Source organism: Flavobacterium sp. N3904 (assembly GCF_025947305.1).
Lineage (GTDB): Bacteria > Bacteroidota > Bacteroidia > Flavobacteriales > Flavobacteriaceae > Flavobacterium.
Genome location: NZ_CP110009.1, coordinates 296414 through 312111 on the forward strand (window position 1 = coordinate 296414; position 15698 = coordinate 312111).

At 33.0% G+C, this 15698-nt stretch carries 16 protein-coding genes; 8 read left to right on the forward strand and 8 right to left on the reverse strand.

The window, feature by feature from the left end; genetic code table 11:
• Positions 1-18: 18 nt before the first annotated feature.
• A complete protein-coding gene (gene rsmH / locus OLM57_RS01330; protein ID WP_264565442.1) occupies positions 19-936 on the reverse strand; it encodes a 16S rRNA (cytosine(1402)-N(4))-methyltransferase RsmH in 918 nt (305 codons plus the stop codon).
• Complete coding sequence (locus OLM57_RS01335) at positions 911-1384, reverse strand: division/cell wall cluster transcriptional repressor MraZ (RefSeq protein ID WP_116763849.1); 474 nt, start codon at positions 1382-1384, stop codon at positions 911-913. Before OLM57_RS01335 ends, rsmH begins: the two co-directional genes overlap by 26 nt.
• A gap of 370 nt (positions 1385-1754) precedes the next feature.
• On the opposite strand from OLM57_RS01335, the gene OLM57_RS01340 reads away from it, so the two are divergent.
• Together OLM57_RS01340 and yihA are read left to right on the forward strand one after the other, a co-directional pair.
• Entirely contained in the window at positions 1755-2528 is a 774-nt protein-coding gene (locus tag OLM57_RS01340; RefSeq protein WP_264565443.1) for an alpha/beta fold hydrolase, read from the forward strand.
• A 30-nt stretch (positions 2529-2558) separates the two neighbouring features.
• On the forward strand, positions 2559-3179 hold the full coding sequence (gene yihA / locus OLM57_RS01345; RefSeq protein ID WP_264565444.1) for a ribosome biogenesis GTP-binding protein YihA/YsxC: 621 nt from the start codon (positions 2559-2561) through the stop codon (positions 3177-3179).
• Positions 3180-3257: 78 nt separating this feature from the next.
• Here yihA and OLM57_RS01350 read toward each other — a convergent pair whose 3' ends face one another.
• The 3 genes from OLM57_RS01350 to gldB are packed head-to-tail and all read right to left on the reverse strand — an operon-like array spanning position 3258 to position 5063.
• The gene (locus OLM57_RS01350; protein ID WP_264565445.1) at positions 3258-3713 is read right to left on the reverse strand and encodes a DUF4252 domain-containing protein; all 456 of its coding nucleotides are present in this window, start codon (positions 3711-3713) and stop codon (positions 3258-3260) included.
• A gap of 58 nt (positions 3714-3771) precedes the next feature.
• The gene (gene gldC / locus OLM57_RS01355; protein WP_264565446.1) at positions 3772-4107 is read right to left on the reverse strand and encodes a gliding motility protein GldC; all 336 of its coding nucleotides are present in this window, start codon (positions 4105-4107) and stop codon (positions 3772-3774) included.
• Entirely contained in the window at positions 4107-5063 is a 957-nt protein-coding gene (gene gldB, locus OLM57_RS01360) for a gliding motility lipoprotein GldB (protein ID WP_264565447.1), read from the reverse strand. The genes gldC and gldB overlap by 1 nt, the downstream gene beginning before the upstream one ends.
• Positions 5064-5264: 201 nt before the next feature.
• Between gldB and nadE the strand changes: the two genes are divergently transcribed.
• A complete protein-coding gene (nadE, locus tag OLM57_RS01365; RefSeq protein ID WP_264565448.1) occupies positions 5265-6062 on the forward strand; it encodes an NAD(+) synthase in 798 nt (265 codons plus the stop codon).
• Positions 6063-6150: 88 nt separating this feature from the next.
• Entirely contained in the window at positions 6151-6780 is a 630-nt protein-coding gene (locus tag OLM57_RS01370) for a response regulator transcription factor (protein WP_264565449.1), read from the forward strand.
• Here OLM57_RS01370 and dnaG read toward each other — a convergent pair.
• Both dnaG and OLM57_RS01380 read right to left on the reverse strand, forming a co-directional pair.
• Positions 6777-8753 (reverse strand): DNA primase, encoded by a 1977-nt coding sequence (gene dnaG, locus OLM57_RS01375; RefSeq protein ID WP_264565450.1) that lies wholly within the window; start codon positions 8751-8753, stop codon positions 6777-6779. The genes OLM57_RS01370 and dnaG overlap by 4 nt on opposite strands.
• An 85-nt stretch (positions 8754-8838) precedes the next feature.
• A complete protein-coding gene (locus OLM57_RS01380; RefSeq protein ID WP_264565451.1) occupies positions 8839-9816 on the reverse strand; it encodes a polyprenyl synthetase family protein in 978 nt (325 codons plus the stop codon).
• 346 nt (positions 9817-10162) lie between these two features.
• Here OLM57_RS01380 and OLM57_RS01385 point away from each other — a divergent pair, with 346 nt between their 5' ends.
• On the forward strand, positions 10163-11020 hold the full coding sequence (locus OLM57_RS01385; RefSeq protein WP_264565452.1) for a hypothetical protein: 858 nt from the start codon (positions 10163-10165) through the stop codon (positions 11018-11020).
• A gap of 76 nt (positions 11021-11096) precedes the next feature.
• Here OLM57_RS01385 and rlmN read toward each other — a convergent pair whose 3' ends face one another.
• Positions 11097-12140, reverse strand: coding sequence for a 23S rRNA (adenine(2503)-C(2))-methyltransferase RlmN (gene rlmN, locus OLM57_RS01390; RefSeq protein WP_264565453.1), 1044 nt, complete (start codon positions 12138-12140; stop codon positions 11097-11099).
• Between the two features lie 626 nt (positions 12141-12766).
• Here rlmN and OLM57_RS01395 point away from each other — a divergent pair.
• The 3 genes from OLM57_RS01395 to OLM57_RS01405 are packed head-to-tail and all read left to right on the forward strand — an operon-like array spanning position 12767 to position 15291.
• Positions 12767-13330 (forward strand): YceI family protein, encoded by a 564-nt coding sequence (locus OLM57_RS01395; protein ID WP_264565454.1) that lies wholly within the window; start codon positions 12767-12769, stop codon positions 13328-13330.
• Between the two features lie 11 nt (positions 13331-13341).
• On the forward strand, positions 13342-14733 hold the full coding sequence (locus tag OLM57_RS01400; protein WP_264565455.1) for a hypothetical protein: 1392 nt from the start codon (positions 13342-13344) through the stop codon (positions 14731-14733).
• Positions 14734-14736: 3 nt separating this feature from the next.
• The gene (locus OLM57_RS01405; protein WP_264565456.1) at positions 14737-15291 is read left to right on the forward strand and encodes a hypothetical protein; all 555 of its coding nucleotides are present in this window, start codon (positions 14737-14739) and stop codon (positions 15289-15291) included.
• Positions 15292-15698 lie beyond the last annotated feature (407 nt).

The following is a 15698-nucleotide window of genomic DNA, read 5'->3' on the forward strand; positions in this document are numbered from 1 at the left end:
TCTTAAATCTTTAAACCCTTAAACTTTTTCTTTTTTCTCTGCAATTCTCAGTTTGGCACTTCTGGCTCTATTGTTTATTTTAATTTCGGCAAGATCAGGAACAATTAACTTTCCTATCGTTTTAAAAGGAACTGAGAAATTACCATAAAAATCACGTTCTGGTTCCCCCTCAAACATTCCGTTTTTGATAAATCTTTTAACCAAACGATCTTCCAGTGAATGATAAGATATTACACTTAATCTTCCTTCTGGATTTAATATTTCTAATGATTGTTCTAAAAATTCTTTCAGCACATCCATTTCCTGATTGACTTCAATTCGAATGGCCTGATAAATCTGAGCCAATATTTTATTGCGAACTCTTTCCGGTAAATATTTAGCCAAGACTTCTTTCAATTCATCAGTAGTTTTTATTGGTTGATGCTCTCGAGCTTCAATAATTGTTCTTGACAAAACGGGAGCATTTTTAAGCTCTCCATAATCTAGAAAAACCCTTCTAAGGTTCGACTCATCATATTCATTGACCACACGATAAGCATTCAAATCATTTTTCTGACTCATTCTCATATCCAACTCGGCATCAAATCGGGTCGAAAATCCTCTTTCGGGCACATCAAACTGATGAGAGGAAACGCCCAAATCTGCCAAAATTCCATCAACACTTTTTATACCATAAAAACGAAGAAACCTTTTTATAAATCTAAAATTCTCATTTATTAATGTAAATCTTTCGTCTGGCAAAGCATTCGCTAAAGCGTCTTCATCCTGATCAAAAGCAAATAACTTTCCGTTTGGTCCAAGTCTGCTTAAAATTTCTTTTGAATGACCGCCACCGCCAAAAGTAACATCCACATAAACTCCATCTGGTTTTATATTCAAACCATCTACAGAAGCGTGAAGCAATACTGGATTATGATATTCCATTGTCGTCGTCATTTAAATTTCCCATTACTTCTTCGGCTAAATCTGCAAAATCTACATCCTCGCCATCAATTGATTTTTCGTATAAATCTTTATCCCAAATCTCCACAATATTTACTGCCGATGAAAAAACCACATCTTTAAAAATACTTGCAAACACTACTAAATCTTTAGGAACCAGCAATCTGCCCAAAGCATCGATTTCTACCACTTTTACACCTGCTGTAAAACGGCGAATAAAATCGTTGTTCTTTTTTACAAAGCGATTGAGCTTATTGATTTTTTTCATCATCAAATCCCACTCTTCCATAGGATACAATTCGAGACAGGGCTGAAACACAGAACGCTTCAAAACAAAACCGTTTTGAAGAGAAGAAGCCAATTGCTTTTTTAAGGGAGCAGGCAACAAAACCCTTCCTTTTGCATCGACTTTACACTCATATGTCCCAATAATTGTGTCCAAGTAAATTGTATTAATTGTATAAAGCAAAAATATATAAAATTTTACCACAATTTACCACTATATACCACTTTGTTAATAAGTTTAACCACTTTGAAGCAAAAACCCTTAGTTTATGGACAATCAAGAGGTTAGCTTTAATATAAATATTTTGTAAGAAAGTTTGTGTTATGCGAAAAAACAATAAAAATGACAACAAAAATTATTTATTTCACCACCAAAAAAATGTCAAAAACAGATTCAAAAAAAGGAAAGGAGTGCAAGAAAGAGGCAATTTTAACTAAAACAATAAAAGGTTAAAAAATAGCTGTTAAAATTCATTTTTATTTTTTAAACCCTATATTTGTTGCAAATTGAAATTGGCTTAAAAAACATGGAAAAATACTATAAAAAAGAAGGTAAATACAGTTATTACGAAGCAGGTGAAGGGATTCCGATTGTCATTTTACATGGCTTAATGGGAGGACTAAGTAATTTTGATGCTGTAGCTAGTTATTTTTCTAATAAAGGTTATAAAATAATCATCCCAGATTTACCCATTTACACCCAAAACATTCTAAAAACAAATGTAAAAAGTTTTGCTGTTTATGTAAAAAACTTCATTACTTTCAAAAAATTGGACAGAGTAATTCTTTTAGGAAATTCTTTAGGAGGTCATATTGCTTTGTACCACACAAAAATGTTTCCCGAAAAAGTCTCTGGTCTTGTAATTACAGGAAGTTCTGGATTATACGAAAGCGCTATGGGAGACAGTTACCCAAAAAGAGGTGACTATGAATACATCAAGAAAAAAGCCGAAGACGTTTTTTACGATCCAAAAATTGCCACTCCTGAACTTATTGACGAAGTATATGCAACAGTAAATGACCGTATAAAACTAATAAAAACATTGACCATTGCCAAAAGTGCCATTCGTCATAATATGGCAAAAGATTTACCAAAAATGCATGTGCAAACTTGTATTATTTGGGGCAAAAACGACAAAGTTACTCCTCCCGACGTGGCGGATGAATTTCATAGATTATTACCCAATTCAACTTTGTATTGGATTGATAAATGTGGACATGCGGCCATGATGGAACAGCCAGAAGAATTTAATGCCCATCTTGAAGATTGGCTAACGCACACCCATTTGGCGGAGCACTAATATTAATTTTAGAATTTTACAAAACAAAACATGAAAATTAATACTGCAGAATTCGTTGTAAGCAACTCTGATGTAAGCAAATGTCCCAAAGATTTTTTGCCAGAATATGCTTTTATAGGCAGATCAAATGTTGGGAAGTCATCATTAATAAACATGTTGACCAATCAAAAAAAATTAGCTAAAACCTCTGGAAGACCAGGAAAAACACAGCTCATCAATCATTTTTTAATTAACAACAATTGGTTTTTGGTCGATTTGCCAGGATATGGTTATGCTAAAGTTTCCAAAAAAACTAAATCAATTTTTCAGGAATTCATCACTGATTATTTTGAAACAAGAGAGCAATTGGTATGTGCCTTTGTGTTAATAGATATTCGCCACGAAGCACAAACGATAGACATCGAATTTATGTCATACATGGGAGAAAGTGAGATTCCGTTTTGTATCGTTTTTACAAAAGCAGATAAAATAAGCAGAGTAAAGATAGATTCTCATATTGCAGCATATAAAAAACAAATGTTTGCCAACAATTGGGCCGAAATGCCGCATTACTTTGTAACATCGGCAACAGAATCTACAGGAAAAGAGGAACTTTTAAGTTATATAGCCGAAGTAAACGATGAAGTAAACAAAAACAATTCAACGTTTTAGAAAACTTTTTAAACACCAAAAAAATCCCAAAACTATCAATTTTTAGTTTTGGGATTTTTTATATAAAATGATTGACAATTAATTTACTTCATTAAAAGCAGTTAATTTTTCAAAATCATTTATTTTTAAATCACCTTGAAAACTCAAAAATATAATTTGCGAATCTTCTTCAAGCTTCACAATCACTTCCTTTAACTTATCCCCTTTCTCACAGGAATAAATATAAATTTTCCCGTCTGAAGTATTGGTATGAAAAATCTCTTCGTATTTATTTTTAACCAAAAAACCAGCAAAATTTGATTTTAAAAATTTTGGATTTTCTTTTGCTACCAATATATGATACTTTTTGACACCAGACTGTTTTGTAAACTTTCTAAACTCTTTGTCCCGTATAAACCTATTCAAGACAAATCTAGAAGCCCCAAAGGACAAAGCAACATCCTGTTTATTTTCTTTTCGAAAAGCCTCATAAGGCGTTACTGTTCCGCAAGAAACCAAAAGTAACACCAACACAAATACCATTAAATTTTTCATAAGTTCAGTTTTAAAAAAAGACGAATGAAAATTAAATTTGTAACACTAAAAGAAAAAACTATTTCTTCAATTCTAATTTTTCGGCAAAATAGTCACAAAAATCAAGCATGGTATCCGACATTTTTTCATCGTTTGTTGCTCTTTTAAAAGTATCAGCCATAGCCACTAACGTTTGATGAAAGAAAATTTTCATTTCATCCACCGGCATTTCTTTCGTCCACAAATCAATTCGCATACTTTCTTTGGCTTTGCTGTCCCAAACATTTAGCATAATTGCTTTAGCTTCTGAAAGTTCGACTCCTCCATCTTTGGCTGTCCAAAAAAGTTTTTCTGGAACACGGTTTTCGTCCAATTCGACTAAAAATTTAATTTCTGAGGTATTTTGATTTGACATTATTTCTTTGGTTTGTATTTTGATTTTTCGAAAATTTCTTTGGCATCTGTTTTCATTAACTGAGCAACGGTTACATCATTATTGGCCATATAAGAACGTACAATTTGCCAGCCTATCCAGGAACCTACTTGCCCTGGAGAATCATTATCTATTTCTAAATAAAATTTTGAAAATGGGGCCGGATCAATAAAACGTGATTTTAATTTTTGCTCATCACTAAAAAGCATTTGCCTTTCAATAAAATAACGCCATATATAACTTTCATTTTCCTGGCACCAAACATTCTGTTCTGGCGTATAACCCATTTTGTCAGCATCATCATAATCTGGTAACAAAACATCTTTTAAATAGAGTTGCTTACCAAAATAAATCATTTGTGACAACAAGTTATTATCTACAGGAATGGCAATTTTACGAGTAGAAAAACTGGTCACAATATCTGGCATGATCTGTTTTTCTTCAAAATTTTGCTTTATATATTTAGGAAATTGATAAAACTTATGTTCTTTTCCTAAATACAATTCTAAAGAAATAATAACTAATGAATCTGCATAAATGGCTTTATTAGTGTAATCCATATCCGATATCAAGGTGATAATTTTAGGATTCTTTGTCTCTGGGAAATAAAACTTGATGTGCTTGAATAAAGTCTCTACCCCATTTTGCACACTATCAATATTTGAATATTTCTTTTGGACTTCGGTATATACTTCTCTCCAAATTGGCTCCCGCATTTTATTCAACCATACCGTATCATTTACCTTTGGCGAAAAAAAGTAAGGAAATTGTTTTTTTAATTTAGCTAAATCTTTAGGAGGTGTTTCAAAAAATAATTTATCAAAACGTTCCACTTTAATGTTGATTGGTGTTTCTTCTATAGCTTTTTCAACTTTACTTTTTTGATCACAAGACCAAAACAGAAAACAAAAAACTATCGGTAAGAGAAATAATTTCATGTATTTTTTATTTATTTATCAGTTCCTTTATAGGTTTCGAGAATAATTCGCAAATCTGTATCGGTTTTTTCAACCAATACCAAACATACTCCATTCAATTGTATTATTTTATTTAAATTTGTTTTCAAAGAAATTCAGATAGCATTGCACTTCATTTTTTTTTGCAAAGATACATTCCTGCTTTTTAAAACTTAAACAATTATGACTAAAAAAAGAACCCTTCAAATCGAAAAAGTAAATTCTCATATTGTAGATTGGCTGAAAACCTATGCTGAAAATTCAAAAGTCAATGGATTTGTTATTGGAATATCTGGTGGAGTCGATTCTGCGGTTACCTCAACACTTTGTGCCCAAACGGGTTTGAAAGTATTATGTGTCGAAATGCCCATTCATCAGGCACATAGTCATGTTACTCGCGGACGTGAACATATTCAACAATTAAAAAATAGATTTCCAAACGTAAGTAGTGTTGAAGCAGACTTAACTTCGGTTTTTGAAGATTTCAAAAAGCAGGTTCCAGAAACTGATGATTTACACAAACTGCATTTATCCCTTGCAAACACCCGCTCCCGACTAAGAATGACGACTTTGTATTATTTTGCTGGAATTCATGGCTTATTGGTAGCAGGAACTGGCAATAAAGTAGAAGATTTTGGAGTAGGATTCTACACAAAATATGGCGATGGCGGAGTTGATTTGAGTCCGATAGCCGATTTAATGAAATCCGAAGTGTATGCTTTAGGTGCTTATTTAAAAATTCCAGATTCCATTTTAACAGCCGCTCCAACTGATGGACTATTTGGTGACGACCGATCTGATGAAGATCAATTGGGAGCCAGTTATGACGAATTAGAATGGGCAATGTGTGTTACTGACGCAGAAAGAGAAGCAAATAATTTTTCAGAAAGAGAAAAAACAGTTTTAGAAATCTACGGAAAACTCAACAAAAACAACCAACATAAGATGAATCCTATCCCAGTTTGCCTTATAAACTGTTAAAAAAAACATATTTGTCCGAAAAATTATACTTATATAAAAAAAAATTATTAATTTTATATCTTCAAAAACAATCCTAAAACTAAATACCATGATTAAAGTTTGTTTAGCAGATAACTATCCTGTAGTACATTTTGGAATAAAATCGTACTTCAAAGACCATTCTGATATTTCCATTGTTGCAAACGTTGGGAATTTTCTAATGGTGAGAGACATCCTTCTCACAAAAGAAATAGATGTCCTTGTAATTGACCTCGAACTAGAAGGTCTGGCAAGTATTTTCGAAATCAAATCGATTTTGAAAAATTTCCCAAAAACAAAAATTATTTTTTACAGTGGCCTTTCAGAACAGATCTACGCTCCAAATGCTATCAAAGCCGGGGTTTCTGGGTATGTTCACAAAACTGAAAAGCTAGAAACTTTGGGTCAATCGATCATTAAAGTAAACCAAGGGAAAATAATCATGAACGAAACCGTCATGAAAAACATTGCCTTAATTGCAAAACAAAGCAAAAGTGAACGTTTGTACAGAAAACTGTCAAATCGTGAAGTTGAAGTATTGCGTTATTTAAGTGATGGTAAGAAAAATCATGAAATCGCTGAGATATTAACGCTCAACGAAAAAACAATCAGTACTTATAAATTACGATTGTTGACCAAATTAAACGTTACGAATCTAGTAGATTTAGTAAATAAAGCTAAAACTTTAGAGATCGTTTAACTGTATCTTGACATAACTCTACCTAACTTTTTCGAAAAAGAATTAATTAGTTTGTAGTAGTCCATTGCCATAGCCATAGACTCTGTGTTATCTGAACCTGGTTCATTTGATACAGAGTTTTTTAATTCGTCTATAATTTTATCCACCAAATACCATCTCATGGTCAAAATGGTTTCAGACACATATTGACTAATGGTTTCGTTTTTGGTCTTTGGAATAATGTTTTGGCCTTCCCAATTGTGCAAAACAACTCTTTCGTCTTCCATCAGAATATCGGTCACTTCTTGAGCAAAATCGGCATTCAAATGCATTAGATATTTTTCAATTTCCAAGTTTTCATTTTGAAGATAATATTGAATTAAGTCATTAAAAATATCCCTAAACAAGGGATTGGCCAGTTCCACTTCGTCTTCTTGCAAACTCAGGTAAATTCTTTGATAAACCTTGTATTCTTTCTTTTCAATCAGCGTTTCAATTTCTCCCTCTTCATTGGTTTTCAAATAAATATCTTCAAACTCTTCCGTTTTATTTCCATAAAGCAAAAGAATTTCAATTATCTTTCGCTCCAATCGAAACAAAACGTCAACTTTGGCATTTTCAACAGGGTTTTCATTTTTTACAATTTCAAAAGCTTTTTGGTCTTGTTTTGCTTTTTTCCCAACTTCAGAAATGTCTTTTTGAACCAACTGCGCCAAAGTACTGGTCAATACCTGCTCTGAAATATCCATAATTCTGGAACACTCTTGAATGTAAATTTCGCGTTGAATACGATCCGGTATTTTGGAGATGCTGGACACCATATCACGAATCAAATCTGCTTTTTTGACAGGATCATTCTTGGCATCATTCATTAAAAGAGATGCTTTAAACTGTATAAAATCCTTTGAATTATTTTCTAAATAGGCTACCAAATCATCATAAGATGTTTTTCTGGCAAAACTGTCCGGGTCGTCACCATCAGGAAAAGTACATACTTTTACATTCATCCCTTCTTCAAGGATTAAATCGATTCCACGAATAGATGCTCGAAGTCCAGCAGCATCACCGTCAAAAAGCACTGTAATATTTTTGGTTAATCGGTTGATCAATCGAATTTGATCTGGCGTAAGTGCAGTTCCAGAAGAAGCCACAACATTTTCAATTCCAGCTTGATTGAACTGAATAACATCAGTATATCCTTCGACCAAAAAACAATTATTAAGCTTGGCAATTGATTGTTTGGCCTGAAAAATACCATACAAAACCTTACTTTTATGATAAATATCGCTTTCAGGTGAATTCAAGTATTTAGCCGATTTTTTATCGTTGGTCAATATTCTTCCACCAAAACCGAGAACACGTCCGGACATACTTTGTATCGGAAACATCACTCTGCTTTTGAAGCGATCAAAAGGACGATCTTCCCTGGCGATGGTCAAACCAGTACTTTCAAGAAATTCCAATTTATATCCTTTTCCTAACGCTTCTTTGGTAAGAGCGTCCCAAGCTTCTGGAGAATAACCCAAGCCAAATTTTTTGATGGTATCATTACTGAATCCTCGCTCTTTGAAATATGAGAGTCCAATAGCCTTTCCTTCTTCTGAATTTAAAAGTGTATTGTGAAAATAAGTTTTAGCAAATTCCGAAACGAGAAACATACTTTCGCGAACATCTGTATTGGCTTTTTCCTCAGCTGATTGCTCCGTTTCTTCAATCTCAATATTATATTTTTTGGCCAAATACCGAATGGCTTCTGGATAGGTAAAATGTTCGTGCTCCATTATAAAAGCAATGGAGTTTCCTCCTTTTCCTGAACTAAAATCTTTCCAAATCCCTTTGGCTGGCGAAACCATAAACGATGGAGAACGCTCATCTGAGAATGGACTTAATCCTTTGAAGTTGCTTCCTGCTCTTTTTAACTGAACAAAATCACCAATAACCTCCTCTACTCGAGCAGTTTCAAATACAGTATCTATGGTCGTTTGTGAGATCAAAATTTATGGGAGTATTATAGTGTGTACCTGCAAAAATACACAATTGAAAAGATTAAAACAGTAGTTGCTTTAAATTGAAACAAAATTATTTCTTTCTTTCGATAACGTAATTCACCATTAAAATCAGAGCTGATTTAAATTCTGAATCCGGATAATTATTTAAAAGTAACAAAGCTTCCTGCTGAAATTCTACCATTTTATTTTCGGCATAAGACAGACCCTGATTGTCTTTTACAAAAGTAATTACTTCCTTTACTCTTTTTTTATCCTTATTGTGGTTTTTTATAGAATTGATAAGCCAACTTTTCTCTTTTGAAGTACAATTGTTGAGAACATGAATCAATGGCAAAGTCATTTTTTGTTCTTTAATATCTATTCCTGTGGGTTTCCCAATAGCTTCATCTGAATAATCGAATAGATCATCTTTGATTTGGAAAGCCATACCGATGAGTTCTCCAAATTTACGCATATTCTCTACTTGAATCGCATCGTCAACAACAGATCTTGCTCCAAGTGCACAGCAAGCTGCAATTAAAGTTGCGGTTTTTTTTCGAATAATTTCATAATAAATCGCTTCTGTAATATCAAGTCTTCTGGCTTTTTCAATTTGAAGTAATTCGCCTTCACTCATTTCACGAACAGCTACCGAAATAATTTTAAGTAAATCAAAATCTTCATTGTCTATAGAAAGTAATAACCCTTTGGATAACAAATAATCTCCAACTAAAACAGCAATTTTATTCTTCCAAAGCGCATTAATCGAGAAAAAACCTCTCCGGCGATTACTGTCATCAACCACATCATCATGTACCAAAGTTGCGGTATGAATTAATTCAATTACGCATGCACCGCGATAAGTCCTGTCATTAACAACTCCTCTGGAGACCATTTTTGCCATCAAAAAAACAAACATGGGTCGCATTTGCTTTCCTTTTCTGTTGACAATATAATAAGTAATCCGATTTAAAAGCGCCACTTTTGAAGTCATCGACTCATAGAATCTTTTTTCAAAAAGTTCCATTTCGTATACTATTGGCTGCTTTATTTGTGTAGTGATATTCATTTAGACTCCAAATATACTATTTTAAATAAAAAAACGTTACTCATAACTGATAAGTGTATTAATTATTCTGTTATTTATTACTATAAAAACTTATTGCCAATTTTTTCCAGATCCCTTAACCCCAAAAATGTTTTATATTATGATTCTAACTTTATAAAATAGCAAACAAAATTCATTGCGAACTTTACAGTTACATTATAGAACACACCAAAAAACTTCAAGAATAATTATTTTATCTTTTAAGACATTATTTTAAATATAGTAAAACATATTTAAAAAAATTGATTAAACTTTTTACACTATTAAATGTCCTATAAAACAATTAACAAACCTAAAAACTATTAACATGAAAACAAAGAAATTATTTATTGCTTCTTTTATGGCGATTACCATTTTTATCAGTTGTGATTCAAATGACAAAACTCAAGATTCAACAACAGCCATCTCTACAGATCAGGTAGCTGTTGATGCAAAAATTGACGCTTCTATAGATGACGTTTCAAACATAGTAGAGGATCAATTCTCTATGAAACAAAACATGACCAGTAAATCTACAGAGACTATGAAAAGCATGTTGCCCGCATGTGCGGTGGTGACATGGACATTAACCGACGGAACTTTTACAGGAACTATAGATTTTGGAACCGAGGGTTGTGCTCTTGAAAACGGAAATGTATTGAAAGGAAAAATAACAATTAATTTCTCCGGTAATTTCACTACTGCAGAACAAACTATTACATATAGTTTTGATGGATTTTATCACAATGGCAAAAAAATTCAAGGAAGCAAAACGATTTCGAGAGCTCTTAAAAGTACCGAATTATTAGCCACTGTACATCCAGTATTCAATTGTACGATTGATATGACCGTAACTTTTGAAGATGGCAAAGTATATACCAGAACAGGAACCTTGACAAAAGAAATGATTGCAGGATATGACACCAAAGGCAGTTGGAATGACAATGTTTTCCTTGTTACTGGAAATGGAACTACCACAATGCCAAATGGTGATACTTGTGTAAGTACAATACAAACTCCATTGCGTTACGAAATGGCTTGCAAAAAACCATTTCCTGTTTCTGGAACTATTTTAAAAACCAAAAATGGTACAGAAGCATTGGTTGATTTTGGAACAGGGGAATGTGACAATCTTGCTACAGTAACTATTGCAGGAGTAACAACTTCGATAGAACTAAAAAAATAAATAGTTTAGTTAAAACTCGAAAAGCATTAAAAAGAACATAATTATTCTTTTTAATGCTTTTTTTATTGTCTGAAATTTAAGCTTCTTTATTGGCCAGTTGTCCACAAGCTGCATCAATATCTTTTCCGCGACTTCTTCTTACTTTTACCACAATTCCGCTGGCTTCTAATGCCTTAATGTATGCATTTATTGATTCTTCAGAGGCTTGTTGAAATTCGCCATCATCGATCGGGTTGTATTCTATCAAATTGACTTTGCAGGGAACGTATTTGCAAAATTTTACTAAGGCATCAATAGATGCTTTGTTGTCGTTAATATCTTTCCAAACTACATATTCATAAGAGATTTTGCTTTTTGTTTTTCTGTACCAATACTCTAATGATTCTCTCAAATCAGTCAAAGGAAAATTGGCACTAAAAGGCATAATTCTTGACCTAATTTCATCAATCGCTGAGTGTAAAGAAACCGCTAATTTGAATTTTACTTCATCATCGGCCAATTTTTTAATCATTTTTGGAACTCCAGAAGTCGAAACCATGATTCTTTTTGGAGACATTCCCAATCCTTCTGTTGAAGTTATCATTTCGATAGCTTTCAAAACATTGTTATAATTCATGAGTGGCTCTCCCATTCCCATAAAAACAATATTAGAGAGAGGATGGTTGTAATACAACCTACTTTCTTTATCAATAGCGATAACCTGGTCATAAATTTCGGCAGGTTCTAGATTACGCATGCGTTTTAATCGGGCTGTAGCACAAAAATTACAATCCAAACTACAGCCAACCTGACTTGAAACGCAGGCTGTTGTTCTGGTCTCTGTGGGAATAAGAACACTCTCTACTACCAAACCATCGTGCAAACGGACCGCATTTTTAACTGTACCATCGCTGCTGCGTTGCATGGTATCTACCTTTATATGATTGATCACGAAGTGATTTCCAAGCATCTCACGAGTTGGTTTGGCCACATTGGTCATATCTTCAAAACTATGTGCCCCTTTGCTCCACAGCCATTCGTAAACTTGATTCCCTCTGAAAGCCTGATCTCCATTGTTTACAAAAAAATCTCTCAGTTGGTCTTTGGATAGTGCTCGTATGTCTTTTTTATCGATTTGCATGGTGCAAATTTAATGACAATTTGTTGAATTGTTGTTTTGACATCAAAAATTTAAACAAATGATTATGATTCCAGCTTATTCACCGACTTGCAAAAGAAAAATAAGGCAATTATTTGTCTGTTTTTTTTTCGATAAGAATAATCGCAAAGAGTAGCTTAAAATTAAATGAGACAAAAACATCTTTTTGTATTAAAAAAAATTATATTTTTACATAACAAAAAAAAATGCAAGAAATACGACACAATTCGAACCCAAATCGAAATTTTTTTTTAACAATTAAAATAAAATAAAATAAAAAAAGCATCTGAATACCATATCCTATAAAAGAGTCTTTTTTCTTACATCACAATTCGTGAACCCCCGTAGACAAAGAATCTTGCTCCCGTTTTTATTTTAACTGAATCTAAAGAAAAACAATAAAAAACATTATAATTAGTACTTTCAAAGCATTACTGAATATTATACATTTTTTATATTTTTATTAACATGATTTATATCATATTCCCATTTTGATTTCCATTTTATATTTGTACCAATAAATATCACAGGTACGATTTAAACAAGAAATTGAAATAAAATTTAAATGTCATTCACAATTTCTTAATCACAATTAATCAAAAAAAGTTATGAAAACGATTCTTAAAACAATTACCACAGCATTAACACTCTTTGCAATTGTATTTACGGCAAATGCTCAAAAAAGCTACAACTTAGATGCAAAAACAAATTTTTCAGTATTTGGAACCTCAACGCTACACGATTGGGAAATGAAATCTGGTTCAAGAACAGGGACTGCAAATCTTACAGTAACCGATTCAAAATTGGTAGACATTAATAGTATCGATATTACGCTTCCTACCGAAAGCATCAAAAGCGAAAAAAAGAGTATGGACAAAGTAGCTTACGAAACTTTAAAAACAGACAAATTCAAAAACATTAAATATGTTTTGAAATCTGCAGACAAAGTAAATGAAACTACTTGGAATCTTACAGGTACCTATACAATAGCCGGCGTATCTAAAGTGTTAAAAACACAAGTAAAAACTTCAGTAGCTAATGGCATTGTAACCTTACAAGGTACAAACAAAATAACATTTACCGAATTTGGCATGAAATCTCCAACTGCCTTATTGGGAACTATTAGAACTGGAGAAGAACTAACAATAAAATTCAATTTAAACTTTAACTAAAAACAATAATCATGAGAAAAATCTATCTCTTAGCCGCAGCCCTTATCTGTATGACCGCAGCAAATGCTCAAGTCTCATTTGGGCACATACAAAACCAAATTCCAAGAAACGAAAACGCAATAAATGTATTTGATGTTGTAAAAGACTCTGTACCGTTTGAAGGTGTAAGTGTTGATCTAGGTGCTGCTTTTGCATTGCAATTTCAAGGAATGAAATCATTCAACGACCAAGTGCCTTCACAATTGCCAGTAGCCGTTCAAGGATACCACTTAAATGACTTAGAAAACAACTTCAATTTACCAACTGCAAACATGACCATTGGAGCACAATTGGCAGATGGGGTACGTGTAAACTTAGGAATGTACCTTGCAGCAAGACACCACAACGAAACATGGGTAGAAGGTGGATATTTGCAAATTGACAAACTGGATTTCATTAAAAAAGGACTGTTAAAAAATGTAATGAAATACACTACCATCAAAATTGGACAAATGGAGAACAACTATGGTGATGCTCACTTTAGAAGAACCAACAATGCCTATGCGATAACAAATGCTTTCATCGGAAACAATGTAATGGATGCCTTCATCACAGAGATGGGTATGGAAGTTTACTATATCCGTAACGGATGGATCAGTATGTTGGGAGCTACCAACTCAAAATTAAACCAAAACGTAGCACCAATTGTTCCTGCAGCGCCAACAGCAGCAGCTCCAAATCCAAATACTACAATTAGTCCAACTATTTTAGCTAAATTTGGATTCGACAAACAATTGGACAAAGATTTGAGAGTAAGAATCACAGCATCATACTACCATACTGCAAATTCAAGCGGTAATCTATACGCATCAGACAGAGCGGGAAGCCGTTACTATGGAGTGATGACTCATGCCGGTACAGTAGGAACTCCTTCAAACATCGGTTCACCAACATCTAACGTTTTTGACCCAACAGCAAACAAAGACACAGGAAGATTCAATCCTGGATTTGGAAACTGGGCTACATCCTACATGATTAACCCTTTTGTAAAATACAAAGGTCTTGAGTTCTTTGCAACATTAGAACGCGCTACTGGTGGAGATGGAAAAGGTGTTGATAAAACTCGTAAAGTGGATCAATATGTTGGAGAATTAATCTACCGTTTTGGAACACACAATAACCTTTATGTAGGTACAAAATACAATATTGTAAACGGAAAACTAAAAAATGCTGATGCAGATGATGTTACTGTAACAAGATTTGAACCAGCAATTGGTTGGTATATGACTAAAAACATATTAGCTAAATTTGCTTATACAAACCAAACTTACAAAGGGTATACTCAATTTGTAGGAACACAACCAAATGATTTTTACGGAGGTAATTACAACGGTATAATGTTTGAAGCAGTTATTTCATTCTAAACAATGAGAAGAATATCAATTATAATAATGGGTTTGGCACTTTTCCTTTCATTAGGAAGTGCTAAACCCATTTCTTTTATAGATGATACCAATCTTATAATAATAGACAGAATAGAGATAGAAATTCAAGGCACCTCGACAGTAGGCAAATACAATTGTTCCAATGCCTTCAACAAACGGGATACTATTTTTATAAACTCTTCAGTACAAAATAATCTGAAAGCCGAAATTGCCATGAATAATTTTGATTGTGGCAATAGAATTATGAATAAAGATCTCAAAACCACAATTATGGTTGACAAATTTCCTAAAAGTTATGTAACCATTTCCAATATCAAACCCTTTGCCACCAATTACAAATGCAACCTTAACTTTTTGATTACCAACAAAAACGTTAAGTACAAAGACTTTGTATTAAAAAATTCAAAAGAAAGTCTGGAGGGCACCATTGGTTTAAAATTCTCAGAACTTGAGCTTGTTCCACCAACCAAAATGGGTGGACTCATAAAAGTAAAAGACGATATTATTGTCAATTTTATTTTGTACAAAAAAAAGTAATTGTACAGCAGTGTAGAAAAGTAGCATTTGAAGCTAATTACTTCATCAGTTCGTTTCACTCGTGTCCGGCTATTCGCTACAATCTTTTATTTTTTAAAAGAAAAAAAATAAAAGGATTTTCACTGCAAATGAAGTTCACTGAACTCCGATAAAATTAAAGTAAAATGAAGTAATCTGGGCTAGGGCATTGGTTTCCAAAAAAAAATTCTTTTTATAAAACTCTTCAGTTTCCACCATCTATTTCCATTAGAAGCACACTATAATAACTTCCCATAAATAAATATCTGTCACAGATATTATATCTAAAAAACAAAAAAACGTCAAATTTGACGTTGTTGACGTCATACATGGGGTTGTTGACGTCATTTTTGACGTTACTGACGTCATTTTTGACCCTATACTACGTC